General features: G+C 60.8%; 24 protein-coding genes. 7 read left to right on the top strand and 17 right to left on the bottom strand.

What is annotated here, in order from left to right; translation table 11 throughout:
- Positions 1–13: 13 nt before the first annotated feature.
- The 4 genes from yjfF to ytfQ all read right to left on the bottom strand — a co-directional run bounded on the left by yjfF (position 14) and on the right by ytfQ (position 4,592).
- A complete protein-coding gene (gene yjfF, locus FGF54_RS15940; protein WP_142780378.1) occupies positions 14–994 on the bottom strand; it encodes a galactofuranose ABC transporter, permease protein YjfF in 981 nt (326 codons plus the stop codon).
- The gene (locus FGF54_RS15935) at positions 991–2,034 is read right to left on the bottom strand and encodes an ABC transporter permease (RefSeq protein ID WP_168208152.1); all 1,044 of its coding nucleotides are present in this window, start codon (positions 2,032–2,034) and stop codon (positions 991–993) included. Before FGF54_RS15935 ends, yjfF begins: the two co-directional genes overlap by 4 nt.
- Positions 2,034–3,557, bottom strand: coding sequence for a sugar ABC transporter ATP-binding protein (locus FGF54_RS15930; protein ID WP_142780376.1), 1,524 nt, complete (start codon positions 3,555–3,557; stop codon positions 2,034–2,036). The genes FGF54_RS15935 and FGF54_RS15930 overlap by 1 nt, the downstream gene beginning before the upstream one ends.
- 75 nt (positions 3,558–3,632) lie before the next feature.
- Positions 3,633–4,592: a galactofuranose ABC transporter, galactofuranose-binding protein YtfQ gene (gene ytfQ, locus FGF54_RS15925; RefSeq protein WP_020809449.1), complete on the bottom strand. Its 960-nt coding sequence runs from the start codon at positions 4,590–4,592 to the stop codon at positions 3,633–3,635.
- A 522-nt stretch (positions 4,593–5,114) separates the two neighbouring features.
- On the opposite strand from ytfQ, the gene FGF54_RS15920 reads away from it, so the two are divergent.
- The gene (locus FGF54_RS15920; protein ID WP_065655500.1) at positions 5,115–6,935 is read left to right on the top strand and encodes an IlvD/Edd family dehydratase; all 1,821 of its coding nucleotides are present in this window, start codon (positions 5,115–5,117) and stop codon (positions 6,933–6,935) included.
- A 139-nt stretch (positions 6,936–7,074) separates the two neighbouring features.
- Here FGF54_RS15920 and FGF54_RS15915 read toward each other — a convergent pair whose 3' ends face one another.
- The 10 genes from FGF54_RS15915 to FGF54_RS15870 form a co-directional block, all read right to left on the bottom strand.
- A complete protein-coding gene (locus FGF54_RS15915; protein WP_246667026.1) occupies positions 7,075–7,284 on the bottom strand; it encodes a hypothetical protein in 210 nt (69 codons plus the stop codon).
- A 56-nt stretch (positions 7,285–7,340) separates the two neighbouring features.
- Positions 7,341–7,745 carry a VOC family protein gene (locus tag FGF54_RS15910; RefSeq protein ID WP_142780374.1) on the bottom strand — a complete coding sequence of 135 codons (405 nt, stop codon included), beginning with the start codon at positions 7,743–7,745 and terminating at the stop codon, positions 7,341–7,343.
- A gap of 14 nt (positions 7,746–7,759) precedes the next feature.
- Entirely contained in the window at positions 7,760–8,242 is a 483-nt protein-coding gene (locus FGF54_RS15905) for a helix-turn-helix domain-containing protein (protein ID WP_142780373.1), read from the bottom strand.
- A gap of 66 nt (positions 8,243–8,308) precedes the next feature.
- Positions 8,309–8,503: a hypothetical protein gene (locus FGF54_RS27265; protein ID WP_003523745.1), complete on the bottom strand. Its 195-nt coding sequence runs from the start codon at positions 8,501–8,503 to the stop codon at positions 8,309–8,311.
- 158 nt (positions 8,504–8,661) lie between these two features.
- Positions 8,662–9,780, bottom strand: coding sequence for an alanine--glyoxylate aminotransferase family protein (locus FGF54_RS15895; protein ID WP_142780372.1), 1,119 nt, complete (start codon positions 9,778–9,780; stop codon positions 8,662–8,664).
- A 9-nt stretch (positions 9,781–9,789) separates the two neighbouring features.
- Positions 9,790–10,569 (bottom strand): ABC transporter ATP-binding protein, encoded by a 780-nt coding sequence (locus tag FGF54_RS15890; RefSeq protein WP_142780371.1) that lies wholly within the window; start codon positions 10,567–10,569, stop codon positions 9,790–9,792.
- Positions 10,566–11,369, bottom strand: coding sequence for an ABC transporter ATP-binding protein (locus tag FGF54_RS15885; protein ID WP_142780370.1), 804 nt, complete (start codon positions 11,367–11,369; stop codon positions 10,566–10,568). Before FGF54_RS15885 ends, FGF54_RS15890 begins: the two co-directional genes overlap by 4 nt.
- A complete protein-coding gene (locus tag FGF54_RS15880; protein ID WP_142780369.1) occupies positions 11,366–12,196 on the bottom strand; it encodes an ABC transporter permease in 831 nt (276 codons plus the stop codon). The genes FGF54_RS15885 and FGF54_RS15880 overlap by 4 nt, the downstream gene beginning before the upstream one ends.
- Positions 12,193–13,182, bottom strand: coding sequence for an ABC transporter permease (locus tag FGF54_RS15875; protein ID WP_059757292.1), 990 nt, complete (start codon positions 13,180–13,182; stop codon positions 12,193–12,195). The genes FGF54_RS15880 and FGF54_RS15875 overlap by 4 nt, the downstream gene beginning before the upstream one ends.
- A gap of 9 nt (positions 13,183–13,191) precedes the next feature.
- Complete coding sequence (locus FGF54_RS15870; protein ID WP_142780368.1) at positions 13,192–14,802, bottom strand: ABC transporter substrate-binding protein; 1,611 nt, start codon at positions 14,800–14,802, stop codon at positions 13,192–13,194.
- A gap of 374 nt (positions 14,803–15,176) precedes the next feature.
- On the opposite strand from FGF54_RS15870, the gene FGF54_RS15865 reads away from it, so the two are divergent.
- Together FGF54_RS15865 and FGF54_RS15860 are read left to right on the top strand one after the other, a co-directional pair.
- Positions 15,177–17,867, top strand: coding sequence for a DNA translocase FtsK (locus FGF54_RS15865; RefSeq protein WP_142780367.1), 2,691 nt, complete (start codon positions 15,177–15,179; stop codon positions 17,865–17,867).
- A gap of 91 nt (positions 17,868–17,958) precedes the next feature.
- Positions 17,959–19,035, top strand: coding sequence for an Ldh family oxidoreductase (locus FGF54_RS15860; RefSeq protein ID WP_168208151.1), 1,077 nt, complete (start codon positions 17,959–17,961; stop codon positions 19,033–19,035).
- Positions 19,036–19,078: 43 nt separating this feature from the next.
- On the opposite strand, the gene FGF54_RS15855 is transcribed toward FGF54_RS15860, so the two are convergent.
- The gene (locus FGF54_RS15855; RefSeq protein WP_142780366.1) at positions 19,079–21,073 is read right to left on the bottom strand and encodes a bifunctional diguanylate cyclase/phosphodiesterase; all 1,995 of its coding nucleotides are present in this window, start codon (positions 21,071–21,073) and stop codon (positions 19,079–19,081) included.
- A 316-nt stretch (positions 21,074–21,389) separates the two neighbouring features.
- On the opposite strand from FGF54_RS15855, the gene FGF54_RS15850 reads away from it, so the two are divergent.
- From FGF54_RS15850 to FGF54_RS15840, 3 genes are all read left to right on the top strand, one after another.
- Positions 21,390–22,436 (top strand): class I SAM-dependent methyltransferase, encoded by a 1,047-nt coding sequence (locus tag FGF54_RS15850; RefSeq protein ID WP_168208150.1) that lies wholly within the window; start codon positions 21,390–21,392, stop codon positions 22,434–22,436.
- A gap of 92 nt (positions 22,437–22,528) precedes the next feature.
- Positions 22,529–23,353: a bifunctional allantoicase/(S)-ureidoglycine aminohydrolase gene (locus tag FGF54_RS15845; protein ID WP_142780365.1), complete on the top strand. Its 825-nt coding sequence runs from the start codon at positions 22,529–22,531 to the stop codon at positions 23,351–23,353.
- A gap of 166 nt (positions 23,354–23,519) precedes the next feature.
- Complete coding sequence (locus tag FGF54_RS15840) at positions 23,520–25,025, top strand: sensor domain-containing diguanylate cyclase (RefSeq protein WP_142780364.1); 1,506 nt, start codon at positions 23,520–23,522, stop codon at positions 25,023–25,025.
- 18 nt (positions 25,026–25,043) lie between these two features.
- Here FGF54_RS15840 and FGF54_RS15835 read toward each other — a convergent pair whose 3' ends face one another.
- Both FGF54_RS15835 and FGF54_RS27260 read right to left on the bottom strand, forming a co-directional pair.
- Positions 25,044–25,673: a TetR/AcrR family transcriptional regulator gene (locus FGF54_RS15835; RefSeq protein ID WP_142780363.1), complete on the bottom strand. Its 630-nt coding sequence runs from the start codon at positions 25,671–25,673 to the stop codon at positions 25,044–25,046.
- Positions 25,670–25,840 (bottom strand): hypothetical protein, encoded by a 171-nt coding sequence (locus FGF54_RS27260; protein ID WP_168208149.1) that lies wholly within the window; start codon positions 25,838–25,840, stop codon positions 25,670–25,672. Before FGF54_RS27260 ends, FGF54_RS15835 begins: the two co-directional genes overlap by 4 nt.
- An 11-nt stretch (positions 25,841–25,851) precedes the next feature.
- On the opposite strand from FGF54_RS27260, the gene gap reads away from it, so the two are divergent.
- The gene (gene gap, locus FGF54_RS15830) at positions 25,852–26,859 is read left to right on the top strand and encodes a type I glyceraldehyde-3-phosphate dehydrogenase (RefSeq protein ID WP_142780362.1); all 1,008 of its coding nucleotides are present in this window, start codon (positions 25,852–25,854) and stop codon (positions 26,857–26,859) included.
- Positions 26,860–26,996: the final 137 nt, after the last annotated feature.

Below are 26,996 nucleotides of genomic sequence, written 5' to 3'. Positions count from 1 at the left end.
CCTCCCTTGGCAATTATGCCGGATGCGGTCCGGCCAGTCTCCTGTTTGAATACCAGATGATTGCGCGCTGCAACACGATGAAGATGAAAAGCAGCACACCGATGACGATTTTCGTCCACCAGGAGGAAAGCGTCCCGTCAAAAACGATGTAGGTCTGGATCAAGCCCTGTATCAGAAGGCCGATGAAGGTTCCCGCCACCAGCCCCGTGCCGCCGGTCAAAAGCGTGCCGCCAATGACGACGGCGGCGATGGCGTCGAGTTCCACGCCCACCGTCGCCAGCGAATAACCTGACGAAGTGTAGAGCGTATAGACGATGCCGGCGAGGCCCGACAGGAAACCGGAAAGCGCATAGATGCCGATGGTCGTCGCCCCGATCGGCACGCCCATCAGCTCGGCCGATTGCGGGTTGCCACCCAGCGCATAGACATTGGCGCCAAAGCGGGTGCGGCTGGCGATCAGCATGCCGGCAGCAAAGACGAGAAGCATCAGCAGGGCCAGCGCCGTCAGCCTGCCGCCGCCGGGAAAGCGATAATAAAAGCCCTGTATCGCATCGATGAAGGGATGCGAGATCGGCACGGACTGGGTGGAGATGAGGTAAGCCGCGCCGCGTGCCAGAAACATGCCCGCCAGCGTCACCACGAAGGGCGGGATGGCGAGGAAGCGGATCATCGCCCCCATCAGGCAGCCGAACAATGTCGAGACAACCAGCACGATGGCGAAGGCAAGCAGCGGATGGATATTATAGGTGCCGACCATCACGGCCACGAAGACGCTGGTGAAGGCGATGACCGAACCGATGGACAGATCGATGCCGCCAGACAGGATGACGAAGGTCATGCCGACGGCCGCGATGCCGAGAAAGGCGTTATCGGTCAGAAGGTTGCCGATTACCCGCGTGGAAAAGATCGCCGGATATTGCAGCACGCAGAGGAGATAGGCGATGACGAAGATCGTCAGCGTGGTGAGGAAGGGCAAGTTGCGGCTGTGGATCATCGCGCGGTTCCTTCCTTGGTCATGCCATTGGCGGCGGCCGGTTTAGCGTGTGGCTTGGGCGCTTTCACGAAGCCAAGCACCGTCATGATTGCCGGCGATTGCAGTGTCAGCACCACCATGATGATGCCGGCCTTGATGATGAGGTTGAATTCCGGCGGAAAGCCCGAGACGAGAATGCCGGTATTGATGGTCTGGATGATGAGCGCGCCGATCAGCGAGGCGGTGATGGAGAAGCGCCCGCCGTTCAGCGAGGTGCCGCCGATGACCACGGCGAGGATGGCGTCCAGCTCCAGCCAAAGCCCGGCATTGTTGGCATCCGCGCCGCGAATATCGGCGGTCACGATCATGCCGGCGATGGCCGCGCAGAGGCCGGAAACGGCATAGACGAAAAACAGCAGGAAGCGCGCCCTCACGCCGGCCAAGGCTGCGGCGCGGCGATTGATGCCGGTCGCCTCGATCAGGAAACCGAGCGCGCTCTTGCGCACCAGAAGGCCGATCAGCAGTGCGGCCGCCACCCAGATGATGACGGGCAGCGGAATGCCAGCGAATGCGCCGGAACCGATGGCGGCAAAGCTGTCATTGTTGAAGGTGAGAATGACGCCTTCGGTAATAAGCTGGGCGATGCCGCGCCCCGCCACCATCAGGATCAGGGTGGCGATGATCGGCTGTATGTCGAGAAGGGCGACCAGCACGCCGTTCCAGAGGCCGCAGGCGATGCCCACCGCAAGCGAGATGACGATGACCAAGGGAATGGAATGGCCATTGCTGATGAGCGTGGCTGCGACCGCGCCGCAAATGGCGATGACGGCGCCGATGGAAAGGTCGATGCCCTTGGTGGCGATGACCAGCGTCATGCCGATGGTCAACAGCGCGACCGGTGCGGCGCGAACGAGAATATCCACCAGACTGCCATAGAGCCGGCCGTTCTGGAACGAAACATGCAGGAAACCCTGCGAAATGATTGTAATCGCTGCCAGAATGATGAAGAGCGCGGCAAGCTGGGGAGCAAGCCTTTTCAGGCGTCGTGTCACTGCTGCCATCACGCCGCCTCCGTTTTCGCCGCATCGGCAATCGCCCGCATGATGTTGTCGGCGGTCACTTCGCCGCCCTTCAATTCGCTGACATGGCGGCGGTCGGAGAGCACGATCACACGATGGGCGACGGCGGTAAGCTCTTCCAGTTCGGAGGAGATGACGACAAGCGACATGCCCTCGCTGCAGAGTTTTTCGATCATTTTCAGGATTTCCGCATGCGCGCCGATATCGATGCCGCGTGTCGGCTCGTCGAGGATCAGCAGCCGGGGATGGGTGGCGAGCCAGCGCGCCAGAATGGCTTTCTGCTGATTGCCGCCGGACAGGAATTTGATCGGCCGCTCGGAGTCGGCCGGGCGGATATCGAGCGACTTGATGAAGCTTTCGGCAAGCTCAGCCTTCTGCCGGCGCGAGAGTGGCCGTGCCCAACCCTGTCGCGCCTGCAGCGCCAGCGCGATATTGTCGGTGACGGAAAAGTCGCCGATGATGCCGTCCGTCTTGCGCTCTTCCGGACAGAAGCCGAACCCGGCTGAGATGGCGGCTTCAGGAGACGAAATCGCCGCCGTCTTTCCGTCGATTGTCGCCGTGCCGGTATCGGGCCGGTCGATGCCGAACAGCAGGAAGGCGGTTTCGGTTCGGCCGGAGCCAAGGAGACCGGCGACGCCGACGATTTCTCCCGGCCGGATGCCGAGATCGAAAGGCGCGATGCTGCCGCGTTTGCCGTAACCTTCGAAACGGATCGGCGGCTCACCCTCGGCAACCGTATCTTCGGTCGCCTGATGGTCATGCGTGATGTGCTGAAGCTCGCGGCCGAGCATCATCGAGATCAGTTCGGAACGGGGCAGGCTGCCGATGTCGCGGGTGCCGACGAGGCGGCCATTGCGCAGCACCGTCACCCGGTCGGCGATATCATAGACCTGGTTGAGGAAGTGGGTGATGATGACGATGCCGATGCCGCGGGCGCGCAGGTTTTTCAAAACCCCGAACAGCATCTCGACCTCATGGGCATCAAGGCTGGCGGTTGGCTCGTCCAGCACCAGCACCTTGCCGGAAAGATCGACGGCGCGGGCAATGGCGATGATTTGCCGGATGGCGACGGAATAACTTGAAAGAAGCGCGTTGACATCGATGGAAAGCCCGTATTGGGCAAGCAGCGCCTGCGAATTCTTTTGCATCGTGTTGCGGTCGATCAGCCCGAAGCGGCGCGGTTGGCGGCCGAGAAACAGGTTTTCGGCAACCGTCAAGTTTTCGAGAAGGTTCACTTCCTGATAGACCGTGCCGATGCCGAGCGCCTGCGCCTCGCCCACATTGGCGGGCGAAATCTCGCTGCCCTCCAGAAAGATCGAGCCGCTGTCGCGGTGATAAACGCCGGTCAGGATTTTGATGAGCGTCGATTTACCCGCGCCGTTTTCGCCGAGCAGGGCATGGATTTCACCATGTCCAAGCGAAAAATCGACGCCATCGAGCGCCGTGATCCCCAGAAAGGATTTGCCGATGGCGCGTGCTTCCAGAAGTGGTGCCGTTTCGGACATTGAGCAGGTTCCGCATGAAGAATGCCATGATGGAGCGGCACGAACGACGCGCCGCTCCTTCCGAAGAATGGGTTGTTAGTAACCCAGACCCTTCTTCGCCTCGTAGACCTTCATCGGGTCGTCGGACGCCGTATAGAGCTTGGATTCGGTCTGAATCCACTTCGGCGGCGCCTTCTTGTCCTTCAGATAGGCTTCGAGCGCGTCGAAAGCGGGGCCGGCCATGTCAGGCGTCAGTTCGACGGTGGCGTTGGCTTCGCCGGCCGCCATGGCCTTGAAGATATCAGGCACGGCATCGATGGAAACGACCTTGATGTCGGTTCCGGGTTTCAGGCCGGCTTCCTTGATCGCCTGGATCGCGCCGACGGCCATGTCGTCATTGTGAGCGTAGACCGCACAGATATCCTTGCCGCCGCCTTCGGCCTTGATGAAGCTTTCCATCACTTCCTTGCCCTTGGTGCGGGTGAAGTCACCCGTCTGCGAGCGCGCGATCTTGATGTTCTTGTGCGAGGCAATCGCCTCTTCGAAGCCCTTCTTGCGGTTGATGGCGGGCGAAGAGCCGGTCGTGCCCTGCAATTCAACGACCTTGCAGTCCTTGGAGCCGACATCCTTGACCAGCCAGTCGCCGGCAACCTTGCCTTCATGAACCTGATCGGAGGTTACGGCGGTGAGGTAAAGATCGTCCGAAGCCTCGATCTGGCGGTCGAGCAGGATGACAGGGATTTTTTCTTCCTTGGCTTCCTTCAGTACGGCGTCCCAGCCGGTTGCGACGACCGGAGCGATCAGGATCGCATCGACGCCCTGCGCGATGAAGCCGCGAACGGCCTTGATCTGGTTTTCCTGCTTCTGCTGCGCATCGGCGAATTTCAGCGTGACGCCGCGCTTCTCCGCCTGCTGCTTGGTGACGGTGGTTTCAGCCGCGCGCCAGCCGGATTCCGAACCGATCTGCGAGAAGCCGACGGTAAGCGATTGTGCGGAAACACTGGATGCAAGGCATGCGGAAACGGCGACAGTGAATGCCGCAAGAGCTTTTCTCATCTTATCCTCCCAGAGATGATGTCAGCGTGACGGCGATACTATGAGCATATAGTAATACTCTTGAAAAGTGGTTTTTTGGCCTTTTTGCAATTTGGCTTTCACGAACTGTGACTAAATTTTGTCATAAAATACAATGAATCAATGGTTTGTGCAGAAATCAATTATACTCTTTCTCTGTTTGAACACGCCGAAAATGGCCTGTGATGTGGCTTGACAGCCAATGACGGCATCTAATAGTAATACAAATAAAGAGATCAGACTGAGGCGGAGTGCCGGGCCATCGGGCCAGACGCATTCCGGCAAGGCAGGGAGGAAGAGGCCGTTGCGCGACACCGGTATCATCGTAAATGCCGAAAAATATTCGGTTAAAGCCGAAGAACAGCTCCAAATCACTCGTCTGGGGCTGCTCTGTCGGTTATGCGTGATCTCCGAAAGCTGATTCCATTTTCCTTGCGCACAACATAAGCTTGTCGCATTTCGTAATATTTTACCGTTGGCCACTTCCGGCTGGAGACCCGCATCATGACTACATCCGACAATCTTCCCGCAACCCAGGGCAAGGGAGGCAAGCTTCGCTCGCGCGCGTGGTTCGACAATCCCGCCAACGCGGATATGACCGCGCTTTATCTCGAGCGTTACATGAACTTCGGTCTCAGCCAGGCCGAGCTTCAGTCCGACCGCCCGATCATCGGCATTGCGCAGACGGGTTCTGACCTTTCCCCTTGCAACCGTCACCACTTGGAGCTGGCAAACCGCCTGCGTGAAGGCATCCGTGAAGCGGGCGGCATCGCCATCGAGTTCCCGGTGCATCCGATCCAGGAAACCGGCAAGCGCCCGACCGCCGGTCTCGACCGCAACCTTGCCTATCTCGGCCTCGTGGAAGTGCTTTACGGCTATCCGCTCGATGGCGTCGTCCTGACCATCGGCTGCGACAAGACCACGCCTGCCTGTCTTATGGCGGCGGCCACCGTCAACATTCCCGCCATCGCCCTTTCCGTCGGCCCCATGCTGAACGGCTGGTTCCGTGGCGAGCGCACCGGTTCCGGCACCATCGTCTGGAAGGCGCGCGAATTGCTGGCGAAGGGCGAGATCGATTATCAGGGCTTCGTCAAGCTCGTCGCCTCGTCGGCTCCCTCCACCGGTTACTGCAACACCATGGGCACGGCGACGACCATGAACTCGCTTGCCGAAGCGCTCGGCATGCAGCTTCCGGGTTCGGCCGCCATTCCGGCGCCTTACCGCGACCGTCAGGAAGTCTCCTACCTGACCGGCCTGCGCATCGTTGAAATGGTCAAGGAAGACCTGAAGCCCTCAGACATCATGACCAAGGATGCCTTCATCAACGCCATCCGCGTCAATTCCGCCATCGGCGGCTCCACCAACGCGCCGATCCACCTGAACGGCCTTGCCCGCCATGTCGGCGTCGAGCTGACGGTGGATGACTGGCAGACCTATGGCGAAGACGTGCCGCTGCTCGTCAACCTGCAGCCGGCCGGCGAATATCTCGGCGAGGATTATTACCATGCCGGCGGCGTTCCTGCCGTCGTCAACCAGTTGATGAACCAGGGACTGATCATGGAAGACGCCATGACCGTCAACGGCAAGACCATCGGCGAAAACTGCCGTGGCGCGATCATCGAAGACGAAAAGGTCATCCGTCCCTATGAGCAGCCGCTCAAGGAGCGCGCCGGCTTCCGCGTTCTGCGCGGCAATCTGTTCTCCTCCGCCATCATGAAAACCAGCGTGATTTCGGAAGAGTTCCGCAACCGTTACCTCTCCAACCCGAACGATCCGGAAGCCTTCGAGGGCCGCGCCGTGGTGTTCGACGGTCCGGAGGACTACCATCACCGCATCGACGATCCGTCGCTGAAGATCGACGCCAACACCATCCTCTTCATGCGTGGCGCCGGTCCCATCGGTTACCCGGGTGCCGCGGAAGTGGTGAACATGCGCGCGCCGGATTATCTTTTGAAGGAAGGCGTCAATTCGCTGCCCTGCATCGGCGATGGTCGTCAGTCCGGCACATCCGGCAGCCCGTCCATCCTCAATGCTTCGCCCGAAGCGGCGGCCGGCGGCGGTCTCGCCATCCTGCAGACGGGCGACCGCGTCCGCATCGACGTGGGTCGCGGCAAGGCGGATATCCTGATTTCCGGCGAGGAACTGGCCAAGCGTTACGAGGCGCTTTCCGCCGAGGGCGGTTACAAGTTCCCCGATCACCAGACGCCATGGCAGGAAATCCAGCGCGGTATCGTCAGCCAGATGGAAACCGGCGCGGTTCTGGAGCCGGCCGTGAAGTATCAGCGCATCGCCCAGACCAAGGGCCTGCCGCGCGACAACCACTAAGGCAAGGCCGTTTCGGCCGACCGCTTTTTAATCGGCCCCGGGGTAAAACCCGGGGCCGAAACATTTTGAACACCGTGCTTCGCAACCGCGTAAACCGTGCGGGCGGCCGAAGAGCGAGATAGCATCATTGCTTACCTGCCTACTTCCCCGATGGGGCTGGCGGCTTTCCCAGATATGGCAGGAAGAACATGTACAGCCCGCTGAAAACAAGCAAAGTCAGCGGAATCAGCGGAGCATAGACGATCATCGGCGGCGTCGGGCCGAAGGCCATCGAAGCGAAGTTCGCCAGAATGGTGACGGTCAGCAGAATGCCCAGCCACCGATGGCCCTGCCTTATCCAGTTTCGCAAGATCAAAGTCGCCCCCAAGAAAAAGCATCCATGATGGAATGTGACACATCGGCGCTTCAGCGGGCCTGAACGAGCTTCCAGCCATTGCCGGAAGGATCGCGGAAGCTCGCATCCACCGAGCCGTAGCGGGCGATCGGTTCCTGGGTGAATTCGACGCCGCGTTTGTGCATGGCGTCAAAGGCTTTCTGGCAATCCTCGACCACCAGAACCAGCGGCGGCATGGCGCCTTTGGCCACGGCTTCGTTCAGGTCCTGCGCCGTCGCATCGTCAACGGTCGGGGCCTGCGGCCGAAACAGACCCAGCTGGAAATCCGGCTGGTCCGGGTGCTGCACGGTCAACCAGCGATAATCGCCGTTGCGTGCGTCCGTATGCAGACGAAATCCGACTTTTTCGACATAAAATTGCAACGCTTCGTCCTGATCATGAACATAAAGCCCGACAAGTTGAACACCATTTTTCATGAGCTATCTCCCTTTCACTCACCGTGCCTACCGCTTTCCGATCGCCGGCGCTTCTCCGAAACTGCGATTGTGAGATGGGGACGATGCGCGGCGCTGACGAAGCAATGGGGAACCTGCTCAAGGTCGGCAGGCAAAAGCCGCATCCTGCGCCGCAATTCACTCGGGTTTTCCCCCGTCACGTCGCGGAAAACACGGCCGAATGTGCCGATGCTGTTCCAGCCGGTTTGCAGCGCGATGTCGATGATCGGAAGGTCCGTGTCACGCAACAGCGCCACGGCGCGCTCCACCCGGCGGGTTAGCAGATAACGGTGAGGAGGTATGCCGAAAGCATCGCGAAACGATCTCGCGAAGTGCGCCTGCGAGGCGCCGCTGACACTTGCAAGGCGTGAAACAGGCCACGCCTCATGGGGCGCCGCGTCCATATGATCCTTGGCCCGCAGAAGGCGGCGCAACAGTTGCAAGTCTCTGTTCGCAGAGTTCTTTTCGGGCCGGCGCATGCGGCAATCATTGAATGAACCCGCGGTCCTTGGCAAGGTTCATGCCTGCAAGCCGCTGTGAGTGGCTCAGATCACCGGGTAAAGCGACCAGAAGAACAGTTCATATTCCTGATCGCGGTCGTCATCGTGCGACTCGTCATCGGGTCTGCGCGGTGTTTTGTCCTGAAACTCGGTCTCCACCCGCTCATTGACGACGGGCATCCTTCGGCCGATGCCAAAGAGGTCAAAGGAGAGCATATTGAACCCTGCTACCATGGCCATTTCCCTTCTTCACGCGAGTTAACGTAGCGTTAAGTTTCGCGCGTTGCCATGATTTCGTCAAGATTGGCCGAGGAATTTGTCTACCATTTTTAACAACAATGTCGTGACTGACATTCCAACGCTGCCGGATTTGGCGCAATGAACGTTTATTAGCCGCATTAAACGCCGTTCGCAGGGGCGTCAGAATAGGTTTTTTCAGTCGCTTCCAGTGCGGAATCGGTATCTGCGGCATGGCCGAGGCTTTTCAGGGCGCTGGAGAAGGCGGCGATATTGGCTTTCACCGCCTCCGGATGCGCCCTCCGACCGGTGTGATTGAGCCTTATCAGCCGTTCCGCGCCGGGGCCGACACCGGCGGAAAGATCAGCGCCCTGCTTTTGGGATGCAGCCGCGAGAAACGCTCCGGCTTCTAGGGTATCCGGCAGGATCGCCGTGGAAACGAGGGCGGAGGCGTGTGCCTCTTCCACCCAGGTCGGGATACCGAGCGCCCTGATGCCGTTCCGGGTGGCCGCCGCCGCTCTTTCGTGGCGTTCGTTGGCGGATGCCAGACCTTCCGCCTCTATCCGGTCGAGGGCGGCCTCCAGCGCGTAGAATTCCAGCGGAGCGGGCGTTCCGGGCAGTGCGCCGCGGCCGGCATCGAGCCAGAGTTTCTTCTGGTCCAGAAGCGAGAGCATGGAGTTTTCCGGCGCCTCACCATGGGAAAGAAGCTCCCACGCTTTTTCGCTGACGGAAATGGCGGAAACCCCCGCCGGGCCGGCCAGCGCCTTTTGCGGGCCGATCACGGCGATATCGATGCCCAGCCTATCGACCTCGAAGGCATGGCCGCCGATGGAGGCGACGGCATCGACAAGGGTCACGATGCCCCTTTGCCGAGCGAGCGCGGCAATGGCGGGCAGGGGGTTGAGAATGCCGCTTGCCGATTCCGCATGGACGATGGCGAGAAGATCGAAGCCCGGACCCTCGTTCAGCGCCCGCTCCACCTCCTCCAGCGTGACCGGCTTTGCCGGGCTGGCGGTCAGGTTGCGCACCGTCGCGCCGCCTCTCGCGAGCCAGCCGCCGAACCATGCGCCATAGGGGCTGGTGACGATGTTGAGCGCTCTAAGGCCCGGTCGGGCAAGGCTCGTCGCCGCCGCCTCAAGCGCCAGCACGGCTTCCGCCTGCATGAGAAGGACGTCGTTCCCCGTGCCCATCAAGGCTGCCAGCCGGTCAGAAAGAATGGCGTAACGCTCCGCGGGAAAAGCGGGTGGGTCGAGCAGCAATGCATAATCCGGAACGGGCATGTCTTTTCCTTACGTGGCAATGGTCAGGCGCGGTGCGGCGTCGATCAGAGTTCTGGCGGTCGAGGATTGCGGCGCCGAGACGATATTTCCCGTCCTGCCGATTTCAACGATCCGCCCCGCTTCCATGATGGCGACGCGGTGGCAGACGGCCCGGATGACTGCGAGGTCATGGGAAACGAAAATACAGGAAACGGCCGTCTCCCGCTGTATTTCCACCAGCAGTTCGAGGATTTGTCGGCGAACCGAAACATCGAGCGCGGAGACGGCTTCGTCCAGAATGAGAAGCGACGGTTTGAGCGCAATGGCGCGTGCAATCGCAACACGCTGCCTTTGGCCGCCGGAAAGCTCGAAGACCGAGCGGCCGGCATAGCTGGCGGGCAGGCCCACGCGCTCGAGAAGGCGGTGTATTTCCGCTGCACGCTCGCGTCTTTTGACCGTGCGGTGAATGCGCAACGGTTCGCCGATGGCATCCTCGACGCTGGCGCGCGGATTGAAGGCGCCATGCGTGTCCTGAAACACCATCTGCATGTGCCGGCGGGCGGCGCGAAGCGTGCCGCCGTCAAGCGCCAGCCAGTCACGGCCTTTGAAATGGATCGTGCCTTCATCGGCCGGGATCAGCCGCATCAGAATGCGCGCCAGCGTCGATTTCCCGCAGCCGGAGGGACCGGCTAGCCCCATGGTCTCGCCGGGCTGAAGCGAAAAGGAGATGTCGGAAAGCGCCGCCACCGTTCTTGCGCCGGTGCGATAGGTTTTCGACAGTCCGTCGACACTCAGAAGGGCTTCGTTCATGACGCGGCCTCGCCGATGAGCGGCGGGGTGGAGAGATCGAGATAATCGGCAAGCAGCGCACGCGTATAGTCATGGCTAGGTGCGGAAAGCACCCGCCGCGTCGGGCCGTGTTCCACCAGCAGCCCCGCGCGCAGAACCGCGATCTCGTCGGCAAGGCTGGAAGCAAGGCCGATATCATGGGTGATGAAGACCAGCGTCTTGTTTTCCTGCCGCACCAGATCGTCCAGCAGCGTGGCGATGGCGGCCTGACTGACCGTATCGAGCGCGCTCGTGGCCTCGTCGGCAATCAGGATCGAAGGACTGGCGGCAATGGCGGCGGCAATCGCCACGCGCTGCCTCTGGCCGCCGGAAAGCTGGTGCGGATAGGCGGTGAGCAGATAGGAAGGATGCGGCAGCCGCACCCGGTCCAGAAGATCGCGGGCAAGATCGCGCGCTTGCCTCCATGACAGGCCGAGATGCCGCACGGCGCCTTCCGCCACCTGTTCGCCGATGGTGAGAACCGGGTTCAGCGTCGCGCCGATATCCTGAAAGATCGTGCCGATATCGCGCCCCGGCAGCGGTCTGCCATGAAACAGGCCGCTATCGCGGCTCCAGGAAATATCGCCGGAAACCCGCGCATTGCCGGGAAGAAGCCCGGCAATGGCTCTGCCGAGCGTGGATTTTCCCGAACCGCTTTCGCCGATGATCGCCAGCCTCTGCGCCTGCCGGATCGTCAGCGAAACATTCTGCAAGGCCGGTGCATCGCCTGCCGCATAAAAAACGCTGAGATCGTCGATCCGGCACAGCGCATTTCCGCTCATGGCGCTTGCCTCCTCGTCGCCATCGCCCTGTTGATGCCTTCGCCGAGAAGGTAGACGCCGAGAACGGTGACCAGAAGGCCGATGCCGGGGATAACGGACAAAAACGCGGCCGAGCGCAGGACGTTGCGTCCTTCGGCGATCATCGAACCCCAGGTGACGATATTGGGATCGCCGAGCCCGAGGAAGGACAGCGCGGCCTCGGTGAGGATGGCGGCCGCGACGATGATGGCGGCCAGCGCCAGAACCGGCGGCAGGGCATTCGGTAAAATCTGCCGGAAGGCGATTTCCAGCGGATGCATGCCGATGGCGCGGGCGGATTGCACGTAGTCGCGCTCGCGGATGCTCAACACCTGCGCCCGCATCAGCCGCGCCGGATCCGCCCATGCGCCGAGCGCAATGGCGAGAATGACGATGGGCATGGAAGGGCCGATGGTGCTGACGAAGGCGAGCGCGAGCAGGAAATTCGGCACGATCTGGAAGGCATCGGTGACGCGCATCAATGCTTCGTCCACGAGACCGCCGGCAAAACCGGCGATGGTGCCGATGACGGTGCCGATCACCAGCGCGGCGGCGGCGGCACCCATGCCGACGAGCAGGGAGGCCTGCGCGCCATGGGCAAGCTCGGCCAGCACATTGCGGCCCAGCCGGTCGGTGCCCAGCGGCAGGGCGGCATCCGTAAAGGGCGCAATCAGCGGCTCGCCGACGATGGCCAGCGGGTCGCCCGGAAAGAGGAGGGGGGCGACAAGCGCCGTCATGGCAAGCAGCACCAGAATGATGGTGCCCGTGGCGCCTTCGAAACTGCGCAGCAGCCGGAGAGCGAAACTCATGCCTGTCGCTCTCCGCTGCCGATGCGCGGATCGAGGACGGCATAGACAATATCGACGGCGAGATTGACGAGGATGACGAAGACGGCGCTTGTCAGAATAATGCCCATCAAAAGCGGCGTATCGCGGCCGCTGACCGCCTCCTGCGCCAGCCGGCCGAAGCCGGGAATCGCGAAGACGCTTTCGATCACCACGCTGCCGCCCAGCATGGTCGCAGCCTGCAGGCCAAGTACGGTGACAAGCGGAAGAGCGGCATTGCGCGCGACATGGCGCAGCACGATCCGCCGTTTGGAAAGCCCCTTGGATTGAGCAAAAAGCACGAAATCCAGCGGCCAGACCGCAGCCATGGCAGTGCGCATGACGCGCAGGAACAGCGCGAGATAAATGAGGCCGAGGCTGGCGACCGGCAGCACGAGATGGCGGGCAATATCGAGCGCCCTTGCAAATCCCTGCTTGCCCGAGGCGATGGTTTCGATGCCTGAGGTCGGCAGCCATTTGAGTTGAACGGCAAAGACGATGGCCAGCACGAGGCCGAGCCAGAAGCCGGGCGTGGCGTAAAGCGCCAGCGAAAGCGTTGAAAGCACGCGGTCCGTCAGCCCGCCGGGACGCGCACCGGCCACGATGCCAAGCCCGGTGCCGAGGATGAAGGCGAATGCGGTGGCGCTGCCCATCAGGAGAAGCGTGTTCGGCAGCCGCTCGAGGATCAGCCCCAGCACCGGCCGGTCGAAGGCAAGCGACCAGCCAAGATCGAGCCGCAGCACCGAGCTGGCATAGAGCCAGAAACGGGCCAGCACCGAACCGTTCAGGCCATATTGCTCGCGCAATACATCCCGCAGCCCGGCATCGCCGCCGCCGATGGAGACGAGATAGGCGTCTACCGCGTCTCCAGATGCATTTTCAAGCAGTACGAAAGTGAAGATGAGAACGATCAGCAGCACCGGAATGGCGCTGACTGCCCTTCGCTTCAGCAATGTTACTGCACGCTTCACGATGCGTCCTTACGTATCGACCGCCGTATCCGCCCAGTTGGAAACGGCCCAGCGGGGATTGCTGGCGACATGTTTGACGGTATCGCGCGCCACCGTGATGAATCCCCATTCGGCAACGTTGATCAGCGGCAGATCGGCGGCGACCTGCTTCTGGAAATCCTTGTAAAGCGCTGTGCGCGCGGCGGTGTCGACCGTTATCGCCGCCTTGTCGATCAATTCGTCCAGCGTCCTGTTCTCGTAACCGCCCTGGTTGGAGAAGCCGACGCCCGCCGGAATGCCGGAACGCACGAGAATGGTGGTGGAAATTGCCGGATCGCCGCGGAAGACCGGCGGCGCAATGGCGAGATCGAAAGCATGATCGGTGTAGACAGCCTTCTGGTGAGCGGCTGAATCATTATTGACCAACTCGGCATCGATGCCGATTTCCTGCAGCGCCTGACGAAGATAGGAGCCGAACTGTCTGGTTTCGTTGAAATAGGGCGCCGGCAGAAGTTTCAGCGAGAAACGTGTTCCGTTCGGGCCGCGCGGATAACCCGCCTCGTCCAGCAGGGCATTGGCCTTGGCCACATCGAAATCATAGGTCTCGACATCGTCGGTGTAGAATTCAGGGGCGTTCTTCGGCACCGGGCCTGTGGATGCCGTGGCGTAACCGAGGAAGACCTTGTCGATGACGAATTTTTTGTCGATGGCGTGGGCGATGGCCTTTCTGACCTTGAGATCGGCCAGTTCCTTGCGGCGATGGTTGATTTCGACCACCAGCTGATAGGTAAGCGCTTCGTAACCATCGGCAATGACCTTGATGCCCGCCACCTTTGAGATGCGGTCGAGATCGGCCAGAGGCACGGCGGAGAAGGCGGCGAGCTGGATTTCCTCTGCTTCGAGCGCGGAGGCCGCACCCGCCCGGTCCGGCAGGACGCGGTAGATGATCTCTTCGAGCTGCGGTTCGTCCTTGCCCCAGTAATTGGGATTGCGGGTCAGGCGATAATATTCGCCGGGCTTGTATTCGGCAAAGACGAAAGGCCCGGTGCCGACCGGTTTGGTATTGGCCGGGTTGGTGGCGATATCGGTGCCTTCATAAAGATGTTTCGGCACGACGCTGGTAACGACCGGCAGCGCGTTGCGGATGAGCTGGAAGGGCGTGGGCTTGGAGAAGCGGAAGATCGCCGTGTGTTCATCCGGCGTATCCACTTTCTCGAGATTGGCGAAGACCAGCCGTCCGAGATTCTGCAGCGGCTTCCAGATGGAGAGCGCCGAAAAGGCGACGTCCGCCGAGGTGAACGGCTTGCCGTCATGCCAGGAGACGCCTTCGCGCAGCTTGAAAGTGGCGCTGAGACCGTCATCCGATCCCTGCCATTCGGTCGCAAGCCGCGGCGTGAGCCCGTCCTTGCCATCGAAGGAGGCCTCGGCCAGCGGCTCGACGATCTTGCTGGCAATATAAAACACGCCGTTTGAGGCGACGATTGCCGGGTTGAGGTTCTTCGGTTCCGAATCGGCCGCCACGATCAGCCTTCCGCCGGGTGCCGCCTGCTGCGCGGCGGCGATGCCCGCCAAACCCGTGGTTGCGGCAAGAAGGAGTGACGTCTTGAGAAGCGAGCGGCGGGACAGGTGGACAGGCGACATGATTCACTCCGGAAATGAGGGCTGGGCGGGCCTTTCCACTTGGTCCGCGGCGGCCGATCTTAAGACTGCAACCTCGGCAGTGTCCACGTTAATTCGCGGGCTTTACAGCAATGATTTTACGTTGCGCGGGCCTTTGCGGAAACAATATGCTTTCCGGCGGCAATGCGCTTTTCTCCTGCTGCGGTGCTACCGGCGACGATGTTCCGGAAAATTGATTTAACGCAATGAAATTAGGTGGTTGGGATGCCGGCGTTTCGGCCGTGTGTGTCCCGTTGCCCCTGTGGGCGGAGCGAAAATCTGCCGCGGTGACCCCGTTTGGAAAGGGGTAATTAACCTTTATTTTCTATTTCAGGGAGACCGAAATATGTACGTTTATGATGAGTGTGCACGCTGCCATGAGTTTCTCCCGATCCAGATTCCAGAATTCGTCCAATAGCGTAGGGGAGGGGAGCGAGAAGGCTCGTCATGCCGGCGGCCAGTCGGTTGCCGCTCAGCAGACGGCGGGAATGAAGGCGGGCGCGGCACCCCGGCCGAATGCCGATGTCAGCGCAGCCGATGCCATTGAAGGCCGCGCCGAGATGCCCGGCTGGCAGAATGCTTTCGTGCTCGGCCCGAATGTGCGATTCACCCGCACGCCGGAAAGCGCCTTTGCCCGGCGCATGCCGGTCGAGACACCCAATATTCCGGAAGAGGAAATTCTGGATGCTGCCCCGCCTGAAACGGTGGAGCAGGAAGCGGTGGCGCAGCAACACGCCGTGCAGCAGGAGGTTTCTGTCCCTCAACCCGTCGTGAAGCCGGCTGAACAGCGCGTGCCGCCGCCGCGCATGCCGTTTCTGCCGCAGCCGCCGGAGGCCCGGGGCGCCAGGGCGCTGACTTACAAATTGCGGCTGGAGCTTGCCCGCAAGCAAGCGGAAGAGGCGGCTGCCGCTGCTCAGATGCCGGTTCAGGAGGGTATCTCCGTAGCCGTGGAAGCGCCTGTGCCGCAGATATTCCCGTCGGTTCAGCCGCAATCCGTCGCGCCTGCTGTCGAGGTCGCTCAGGCTGTCATTCCTGCTTTCGCCGCCCATCTGCCGGATGAGCTTTTCTGGGAAGTGATGACGCTCGATCTGCCGGGCAGTGCCGGCGAGGGCATTTCCGCGTCCACGCGCGCCGTTCTTGCAAATTCGGTCGTCACGGCGCCAGCGATAATCGCGCCGGTCGCCGTCGTGTCGCCGGCAGCCGCTGCGATCGTGCTTTCGTCCGAACCTCCTGTCGTCACCGTGCCGGGCGGTTCTGCAATCCGGCTTTACCGCGAGATCGGCGTGCGTCAGTCCGCCATTCCTGCCGCGCTTCCGGTCGTGGAACAGGAAGTCGCGCCGCTGCCTGTCGCTGAAGCGCCGATGGTTGTCGAGACGCCGAGACCTGTGGAGCAGGTTCAGCCGGTTGAGAGAATTGCGGCCGAGCCGCGCTTCACGCCGCGCGCGCCCATCCAGGCCTCGCAGCCGATGTTCCGCGAAGCGCCTGTCTTCGCCGAGGGGGAATATGAATATCCCTCGATCGATCTTCTGCAGGAGGCCCGCGTCCAGCAGACCACGACCATGACGCCGGAAGCGCTGGAGCAGAGCGCCGGGCTTCTCGAAAGCGTGCTGGAGGATTTCGGCATCAAGGGCGAGATCATCGATGTCCGCCCCGGCCCCGTCGTCACGCTGTATGAGTTCGAACCCGCCCCTGGCGTCAAGTCCTCGCGCGTCATCGGTCTCTCGGATGATATCGCCCGCTCCATGTCGGCGCTCTCGGCCCGTGTCGCCGTTGTGCCCGGCCGCAATGTCATCGGCATCGAACTGCCGAACCCGGTGCGCGAGACGGTTTATCTGCGGGAACTGATCGAAGCGACAGACTATGCCGAGACCCGCCAGAAGCTCGCACTTTGCCTCGGCAAGACCATCGGCGGCGAACCTGTCATCGCCGAACTGGCGAAGATGCCGCATCTGCTGGTCGCCGGCACCACCGGCTCCGGCAAGTCGGTCGCCATCAACACCATGATCCTGTCGCTGCTCTATCGTCTGAAGCCGGAAGAGTGCCGTCTCATCATGGTCGATCCCAAGATGCTCGAGCTTTCCGTTTATGACGGTATTCCGCATCTGTTGACGCCTGTGGTTACCGATCCGAAAAAGGCGGTCATGGCGTTGAAGTGGGCCGTGCGCGAAATGGAAGACCGTTATCGCAAGATGTCGCGTCTAGGCGTGCGCAATATCGACGGCTACAATGCAAGGGCCGCTGCCGCCCGCGCCAAGGGCGAGACGGTGTTCTGCAACGTGCAGAGTGGTTTTGACCGCGCCACCGGCGAGGCGGTCTACGAGCAGGAGGAAATGGACCTCACGGCCATGCCTTATATCGTCGTCATCGTCGACGAAATGGCAGACCTGATGATGGTGGCCGGCAAGGAAATCGAAGGCGCGATCCAGCGTCTGGCGCAGATGGCGCGTGCTGCCGGCATCCATCTCATCATGGCAACCCAGCGCCCGTCGGTCGATGTCATCACCGGTACGATCAAGGCGAATTTCCCGACCCGTATCTCCTTCCAGGTGACCTCGAAGATCGACAGCCGCACCATCCTCGGTGAACAGGGCGCGGAGCATCTGCTCGGCCAGGGCGATATGCTGCACATGATGGGCGGCGGCCGCATCGCCCGTGTCCACGGTCCCTTCGTTTCGGATGAGGAAGTGGAAAAGGTGGTCGCGCATCTGAAGACGCAGGGACGTCCGGAATATCTCGGCACCGTTACCGAAGACGCTGACGAAACCGACGAAGAGGCGGAAGAGGAAGCCGCTGTTTTCGACAAGACCGCCATGGGTGAGGACGATAGCGACGATCTTTATGAAAAGGCCGTCAAGGTGGTGATGCGCGACAAGAAGTGCTCCACATCCTATATCCAGCGCCGCCTGTCCGTCGGTTACAACCGTGCCGCTTCGCTGGTCGAGCGTATGGAACAGGAAGGCATCGTCGGGCCTGCCAACCATGTCGGCAAACGCGCGATTATCGCCGGCGAACGCTCTTCTTACGATGCCATGGGAGCGGAAGACTGATTGAGCCTTCGGGCGCGCGATATTCGATTGCAAAAACGCGCCCCGTGAATAGCTTGTGCGGCATGGATTCTGGAATTGGGAGGATTCCCTCATGGCGCACAGCAATGAAAAAGCCACCGTTCTGGCGAGTCTGGATGAGCTGGAGCGGTTTTGCCGCACCGTTTTCCTGGCCGCCGGCACCGATGACGAAACGGCCGATGCGGCGACGCGCGCCATGATGCACGGCACAAGGCTCGGTGTAGACAGCCACGGTGTGCGCCTGCTCGCACATTATATTACTGCGCTCGAAGGCGGGCGTCTCAATCGGCGGCCGCAGATTCGCCGCGTTTCGGGCTTCGGCGCGGTGGAGACGATCGACGCCGACCACGCCCATGGCGCCCGCGCCACCTATGCGGCGATGGACAGCGCCATGGCGCTCGCGGAAAAATTCGGCATTGGCGCGGTGGCGATCCGCAACTCATCGCATTTCGGCCCGGCCGGCGCTTATGCGCTGGAAGCGGCGCGACAGGGCTATATCGGCCTCACCTTCTGCAATTCCGACAGTTTCGTGCGCCTGCACGATGGCGCCATGCGTTTCCACGGCACCAATCCCATCGCCATCGGTGTGCCGGCAGCGGATGACATGCCCTGGCTGCTGGATATGGCCACCAGCGCGGTGCCCTATAACCGTGTCCTGCTTTACCGGAGCCTTGGCCAGCAATTGCCGCAAGGTGTCGCCTCGGATGGTGATGGTATCGATACCCGCGATCCCCATGCCGTTGAAATGCTTGCCCCGGTCGGCGGTGAGTTCGGTTTCAAGGGGGCCGCACTTGCGGGAATGGTCGAGATTTTCAGCGCTGTTCTAACGGGCATGAAACTCAGCTTCGATATCGCTCCCATGGGCGGGCCGGATTTTTCCACGCCGCGCGGGCTTGGGGCCTTCGTTCTGGTGCTGAAGCCGGAAGCCTTCCTGGAGCGCGAGGTGTTCGACGAGGGCATGAAACGTTATCTCGAGGTCCTGCGCGGCTCCCCCGTGCGGGAAGACTGCAAGGTCATGGCGCCGGGTGACCGGGAGTGGGCGGTGGCGGCAAGGCGGGAGAGGGAAGGGGCTCCCGTCGATCCCGTCACGCGGGCGGCCTTCTCGGAGCTTGCCGCAAAATTCTCGCTCAACCCGCCCGCTTATCATTAAAGCGGCCCGCAGCTGACGGCGGCGTTCCGCCGTCATCCAGCGATCAGGCGGGGCGTAGCAGCATATTCGGGCGCGGATAGGGCGCTGCCGCCGCGCCCAGCCTTTCGGCGCCGATGGGGCGACCGATATAATAACCCTGCGCGTAGTCGATCTCCATCTGACGCACGAGCCTCAACTGTTCCTCGGTCTCTACGCCTTCGATCAGGATCTTGTGGCCGCGATTGCGGATGAGGCGGATCATGTCCTGCAGCATCGCCCGGCCACGCGGGGTCTTGCTGTCGTGCAGGAAGGAGCGGTCGATCTTGACGGTATCGAAATCCGTCATGCGCAGCCACGAAAGGCCGGCAAAACCCGTTCCGAAATCATCCAGCCAGATATTGATGCCGAGCGTTTTCAGGTCGTTCAGACAACGCAGCACGTCCGAATGCATTTCCATGTCGACGCCTTCGGTGATTTCGAAGGCAAGCCTGTTGCCGGCAATTCCCGCCTCCACGAGAATGGCCGCCACGGAGGTGGCGAAACCCGGATTTTTCAATTGCATCGGCGACACGTTGACACTGACGACGGCCACCTTGTCATCGGCCAGTATCTGCTTGCAGACGGTCTTGATGGTCCACAGGCCCAGTTCCATGATCGTGCCGGTGCGTTCGGCAATCGGAATGAAAATACCGGGTGCGACTGGATTGCCATCCAGCAGGCGAAGCCGCATCAGTGCTTCGACCCCCGCGGTCTCGTTGGTCGAAATGTTGAGAATAGGCTGATAGACGAGGGAAACGAGATCTTCCGCGACGGCGATTTTCAGCAGGGCGGCAATATTCTCCGTCTCGTCGCTGGTTTGCGGGTCGTCCGGATCGAACAGCTTCATGCAGTTGCGGCCATTGCCCTTGGCGATATAGAGCGCGCGGTCGGCCTCGTTGATGATCTTTTCCAGCTTGCCGTCCGCATTGGGGCGGGTGAAGGACGCACCGATGCTGACGGTGACGATGAAGGTGCCATCCCGGCGCTGGTCATGCGCAAGCGACAGGTCTTCAACGGTGTGGCGGATCGTCTCGGCAAGCTCACCCACCTGCTGCTTGGATTTGAACGGCGCCAGCACGATGAATTCCTCACCGCCATAGCGGCCGATGGAAGCGCCATGTTCGGTGATCGCATTCTGCAGGGCTTTGCCCACCGTCACCAGGCATTTGTCGCCTTCCTGGTGGCCGTAACGGTCGTTGTATTTCTTGAAGAAGTCGACATCTATCAGGAAAACGGCAAAGCCTTCTTCCTTCCTGATCCAGTTGTCCCACAGCAGGCGCAGATGGTGGTCGATGGCGCGGCGGTTCTGCAGGCCCGTCAGGGAATCGGTATTGGAAAGCCGCAGCAGCGCCTGGCCACGTTCGTCAGCCGCCTTCTGCTGGGCCTTCGCCTCCAGCCCATTGACGAAGACATGGTAGCGCTCCCGGTTCAGATTCCAGTTTACGTAAGATGTGAAGACGAAACAGGATATGTAGAAGGTGCCGAAGGCGAACTTGTAGAAGCTGTCTTCGGGAAACTGCGTTGCCGCCAGAAAATAGGTGACGAGAATAATGCCAGAAGACACCAGCGACAGATGGAAGCGGAAGGTGAAAAACAGATTGGCGCCCATCATGAAGATCGCCCCGAAAACCATGTAATAGGACATGTTTTCGGTATTGTCGGTCAACAGCGACGGCAGCAGCCAGCCGATATAGCCCATGACGAGAGCGGTGGCGCAGGTGAGATCGAGCGCCGTGGTGCTGGCGCCCTTGCTTAGCTGAATCTCCAGCGTCAGCAGGGATGACAGCACAACAATCAGGCGTGCGATAATGGTGTAAAAAGCGACGTCGGGTATCAGAATGATGTCGGTTGCGGCAAACAGCAGATAGATGAAGACAGCGGTCCACAGGCCCCGCCGGATAGAACCGCGGCGGCTGCGCTCACCTTCCTGCTGGTAAAGGGCAAGGAGTTCATCAGAAAACCGGGAGTCCGGCCGCCGATAGTCTTGCTGTCCACTCACCTCTCCCAATGTGTGCTTCATGCACTTTCCCATAGTGTTGCGTATACTTTATTAAGTAACTGCTTATTCCACTTTTCCGTGTGCTGTCGCACCCAGTGCGGGTTCCCGTCGATCTCTGCCGATGTGTGCGGAGAACATGGAAAGGAAGAACGCATCATACGTTCGCAACATTAAGTTTCACTAAATCGCGTATCTGCTTTCTCCCGTCCTCACGAGTGTGACCAAAAAAATACGCTAATTTACTAATGTATCCCTACACCGCTCAAAAATCGAAAGCGAGTGGCCTTCCACCTCCCAGAAACGTATAGTTAACAATGCGTTAATACTGGAGGCTGAAGTGGTGCGGGTAAAGAAGAAAAATCTTGACGGGGCAAGTCTGATTACCCCGGATACTGTCGCAAAAGAGATTTTTGCACGCAGAACGGAAACATTCGATGAGCAGTTCGCCGTTGCGAAAGCAGAGATTGCGCTCATTCTCGAATTGGCACAGCAGCAGTTCGACAATCGTATTTCAGCACGTGAGATAATACATAGAACGGCGGGCGCACTGCATGGTCTGCGTGAGAAGCTCCACTCCAGCGTGTGGGCTGAACTGATTCCGTTGGTGCAGAATCACCCTGTTTCGGTCCATTTTCTGGAGGACCCGTTCACGCGCTGGTCTTTCGAAAAGCCGCGGGGTTATTCGGGCGATGCGCAGTTGCTCGATTTCATTTATGGCCACGACAGTGTTGCCGAACTGGTAAATAATGCCACGCCGCTCGGTGCGGCCCTTTACGACTACACCAAGGATGCCAGCTCCTCGGTTGCCGTGCGCGAGCGGCGCGATTTGCTGACACGGTTCGTCGATGAGGCTGCGGCCCGGCACGGTAATGAGACGGAAATCCTCACCATCGCTTCCGGCCATCTGCGCGAGGCGGATGCCTCCGTTGCGCTGAAAGAGGGCAAAATCAAGCGCTGGGTGGCGCTCGATCAGGACCCCTTGAGCGTCGGTTCCGTCGCCCGCGATTTCAACGGCAGCTGCATCGAGGCGATCGACGGTTCCGTGCGCGATATCGTCCTGCGCACGCAGGAACTCGGCACTTTCGACCTGATCTACGCGGCCGGTCTCTACGACTATCTGAACGACCGCGTGGCGATCAAACTCACGCGGCGCTGCATGGAAATGCTGAAGCCCGGCGGCATGTTCCTCTTCGCCAATTTCTCGGAAGACATCGTCGTCGACGGTTACATGGAAACCTTCATGAACTGGGCGCTGCTGTTGCGCTCCAAGGCGGATATGTGGCGGATCGTCAATGCCAGCGCCGATCCCGCAAGCATCGAGGCGGATGTGTTCTTCGGCGAGAACCACAATATCGTCTACGCCACGATGCGTAAGAAGGTGTGACATCCTTCGGGCCAGTCTCTGCTTGCCAATAACCATTTGATTAAACGCCGGCGCGGGCCTAAGAATCCGCGCCGAATGCGTTGCAGAATGGAATGGCTGAAATGAAGAGATATTATTCGGATATGGGCGGTCTGCCGGGACAGACGGAACTTCTGTCGAGCAAGGCGGTGTTCAAGACCGCCTATGCGGTCATCCCCAAAACCGTCATGTCCGATATCGTAACGAGCGTGCTGCCGCACTGGGCTGGCACCCGGGCCTGGATCATCGCCCGGCCGATGACGGGTTTTTCCGAAACCTTCGCGCAATATATCGTCGAGGTGCAGCCGGGCGGCGGTAGCGACCGGCCGGAACCGGACGCACGGGCCGAAGCGGCGATCTTCGTTGTCGACGGCGAAATGACCGTGGAATTCGAGGGCGTGCAGCATGCGTTGCGGGAGGGCTCCTTCGCCTTCCTGCCGGCCGGCTCCCGCTGGCAGCTTCGCAATTCGGGCAAGGCGCCCGTCAAGTTCCACTGGGTCCGCAAAGCGTTTCAGGCGGTCGACGGGCTGGAGCCGCCGCCGGCGATCTTCACGCATGAGGATGAGCACGCTTTGTCGGCCATGCCGGATACGGACGGCAAATGGGCGACGACCCGCTTCATCGATCCGGAAGACGTGCGTTATGACATGCATCTCAACATCGTCACCTTCGAGCCGGGCGCGACCATTCCTTTCATGGAAACCCATGTGATGGAACATGGCCTTTATGTGCTGGAAGGCAAGGCCGTCTACCGGCTGAACGAGGACTGGGTGGAAGTGCAGGCGGGCGACTTCATGTGGCTGCGCGCCTATTGCCCGCAGGCCTGCTATGCGGGTGGGCCGGGCCGCTTCCGTTACCTGCTCTACAAGGATGTGAACCGGCACGTGAAGCTCTGGTAACGGGCGTCATATCCGCAAAACCCATGAATTATCGCGCAATCCGGCGGTTTGCGCGATAAATGCTTGCGTTAAATCGAATATCTCTAATAAATCCGGTTATGTGGGCGGCTATCGCCGTTGCGCACCGTTTCGGCATTCGCCTGCTATCCTTGAGAAGACCTCCCGTATGAATGAGATAATCGATACCAATGTCTTCAATCTTGCCCCCGTGGCGATGTGGATCGAGGATTTCAGCGAGGTGAAAAGCCAGTTCGATATCTGGCGATCGCAGGGCGTCGAGGATATCCGGGCGTTTCTTCTGGAAGATTTATCGAGGGTGGCGGCCTGCTCGCAGAAAATCCGCGTGATCAAGGTCAACGCCAGGACGCTGGAACTGTTCGAGGCCCGCGATCAGGCGCATCTCATCGACAATCTCCACCGGATTTTTCGTGACGACATGCTGGAAAGCCATGTGAACGAGCTTTCCGAACTCTGGGCGGGCAAGACGGAATTCACCAGCAACGCGGTCAATTATTCAATCGGCGGCAAGCGGCTGGATATCCAGTTGCGCGGCGCGGTCATACCCGGCCATGAAGAAACCCTTGGGCGGCTGCTTCTGACCACCGAGGATGTGACGGAGCGGGAGGAGGCGCGCCGCAAGGAGCTTCTCAACCGCCGTTACGCCGAAGGCATGTTCAAACATTCGCCCGTTTCCCTGTGGGTGGAGGATTTCAGCCGGGTGCGGCGGCTGATCGAGGAGGTCAGGGAGCGCGGTATCATCGATTTCCGCGTGTTCATGGATGTGCATCCCGAATTCGTGCGGCAATGCATGAGCGAAATCCGCGTCATCGACGTCAACCGCGCCACGCTCGACCTGTTCTGCGCGCCGGACCGGCAGGTTCTGTTGCAGCGGCTCGGCGATATTTTCCGCGGCGAGATGGAAAAACCGTTCCGGGAACAGCTGATGGAGCTTTGGAACGGCAATCTCACCCACCATCGCGAGGTGGTGAATTACGCGCTTGACGGTTCGGAGCGGCATGTGCTCCTGCATTTTTCCGTCTTCCCCGGCCATGAGCGCGACTGGTCACTGGTGCAGGTGGCGCTGACGGACATTACCGCGCGCAAGAAGGCGGAAGCCTATCTCGAATATCTCGGCAAGCACGATGTGCTGACCAAGCTGCACAATCGTGCCTTCTATTCGGACGAGCTGAACCGGCTGGAGCGCAGCGCGCTCAGGCCGGTTTCGGCCATCGTCATCGATCTCAACGGCCTGAAGGACGCCAATGACAAGCTGGGACACGATGCCGGCGACGCATTGTTGCGGCGTGTGGGCGAGGTGCTGAACGGCGTGGTGACCGCGCCGAACCATGCCGCGCGCATCGGCGGCGACGAATTCGCGATCCTTCTTCCCGGCGCCGACAGGCAGGTGGCCGCCGCCATGGTCGAGACCGTTTATGAGCTGCTGAAGATCAACAACCAGTTCTATTCCAGCGCGCCGCTCAGCCTGTCGCTGGGCGTGGCCACCAGCGAGGCCGGCGAGACGATGGAATCGCTGGTGCGTCGTGCCGATATGAATATGTACGAGCAGAAGAACGCCTATTATGCGGCCCTGCGCAACAGATCCGCCGACAATAACGACACGACGAAACCTGGCCCGCAGTCGGAAGCCTCCTCGCTGAAGCGTCAGTTCTGAACGGGCGGGTGACGGCGATTAGGATGCTACGCCAGCACCCGCCGCCCTGAGAACCAGTGCTATGCTGCTGCGGGCGATGCGCTCCAGATCCGCTCGCGCCGTGCCGGCCCGGGCGCGTTGCGCAAGGCTGTGCTGCAGGGCGGCAAGCATGTCGGCAACGGCATTAATGTCGGTGTCGGGCGGCAGCTGGCCGTTGTCGTACGCCATCGCGATCCGCTCGCGAAACCGTGCATCGGTGCGATCGAGGGCGGTGGAGAGTTCCGCTCCCATCACCGGATCGGTCGTCGCTTCGCCGGTGATGACGCTGAGCACGGGGCAGCCGAGCGGGTAATCGTCGCCTTGCGAATAGATCGCAACAATCATCATGAAATAGTCATTGAGCGCCTTTGCGAGCGAGACGGCGGCAAAGAGCGCGTGGCGGCGACTTTCGCCGCTCTTCGCGATGTAATGCGCGATGGCTCTGAGATAGATGGCGCGCTTGTTGCCGAAGGCGGCGTAAAGGCTTGGCCGCGCCATTTTTGTCACCTCCGACAGATGGTCGAGCGAGGTGGCGGTGTAGCCGTGGCGGCGGAATTCGGTGAGGGCCGCGTCGAGGGCGGCGTCGGTATCATATTGGCGGGGGCGCCCTCTGGCGGACTTCTGTTTCATTTTTGTACCGTTTCGCAATAAATTTGTTGCGCCGTATTTTTGTGCGGTCTAGTATAAAAATAAGCGACATGGAAAACAATCCCTTCGGGGAGGGCGGCGGCGCACATGCGCGGCGTGCCATTCGGGCTGCGCGGGCGGGAGAATTCCTGCCTTTTCTTCTCGATCAAAAGGACAATCGATGACTGACAAAATCCGTATCGGCATTAACGGGTTCGGCCGCATCGGCCGCACGGTTTTAAGGGCGGCGACGGCGCGGGGCGATGTCGAGATCGTGGCGATCAACGATCTGCTGCCGATAGACCACCTCGCTTACCTGCTTAAATATGACAGCGTGCACGGTGCTTTCCCGGGCAGGGTGGCGGCATCGGAAAGTGCGCTTGCCATCGATGACAGGGCGGTCAGGGCCTTCAGCGAACGGGAGCCGGGCGCAATCGGCTGGGCCGGGATTGGCGTGGATGTCGTCATCGAATCGACTGGTTTCTTCCTGGCGAAAAAGGCAGCGGATGCACATCTCGCCGCCGGTGCCGGCAAGGTTCTGATCTCGGCGCCTCCCGATGACGACACGCCGGTCTTCGTCATGGGCGTCAACGCGAATGATTATGCCGGGCAAGCCATCGTTTCTAACGCTTCCTGCACGACCAATTGCGTCGCGCCGCTCGCCAAGGCGCTGAACGACGCCTTCGGTATCGAAGAAGCTTTGATGCTGACGGTGCATGCAACGACCTCGGGACAGAACACGGTGGATGGCGTGGCCCGCAAGGACTGGCGTTTCGGTCGCGGCATTCTGGACAATATCATTCCGGCAACGACCGGCGCTGCCCGCATGGTTGGCCGAGTGGTGCCGGAACTGAACGGGCGTATCAACGGCCTGGCGGTACGCGTGCCGGTCTCTGATGTCTCCATGATCGACCTGACATGCCGGCTCCGGGACAAGGTCTCCTACAGGGATATCTGTGCGATGATCCGCACGCAGGCGGCGGGCGACATGCGCGGCATTCTCGCCTACTGCGACGAACCCGTCGTCTCCACCGACATGCGTGGCAATTCGCATTCCTCGATCTTCGATGCGCTGGCCGGAATGCAGACGGAAGGCGGTCTTACCAAACTGGTCGCCTGGTACGACAATGAATGGGGCTATGCCTGCCGCTGCCTTGACATGGCGGCGCACATCTTCCGGGCCGGATAGGCAGTTTCGGCGCTGCCATCGGGCAGCCTCCGACGCCGAGAAGCGTCTCCGTTCTCGGCGTCGTCCTCGGGCCTGTCCCGGGGATTTGCCCCACGCCGGGAAAAGAGGAAGGTCGCAGATATTCTGTGCAGCCTGCG

Source organism: Agrobacterium sp. T29, from assembly GCF_006970545.1.
Classification (GTDB): domain Bacteria; phylum Pseudomonadota; class Alphaproteobacteria; order Rhizobiales; family Rhizobiaceae; genus Agrobacterium; species Agrobacterium leguminum.
The sequence above is the reverse complement of the archived record's forward strand: the minus strand, read 5'-3'. Positions and strand labels throughout refer to the sequence as shown.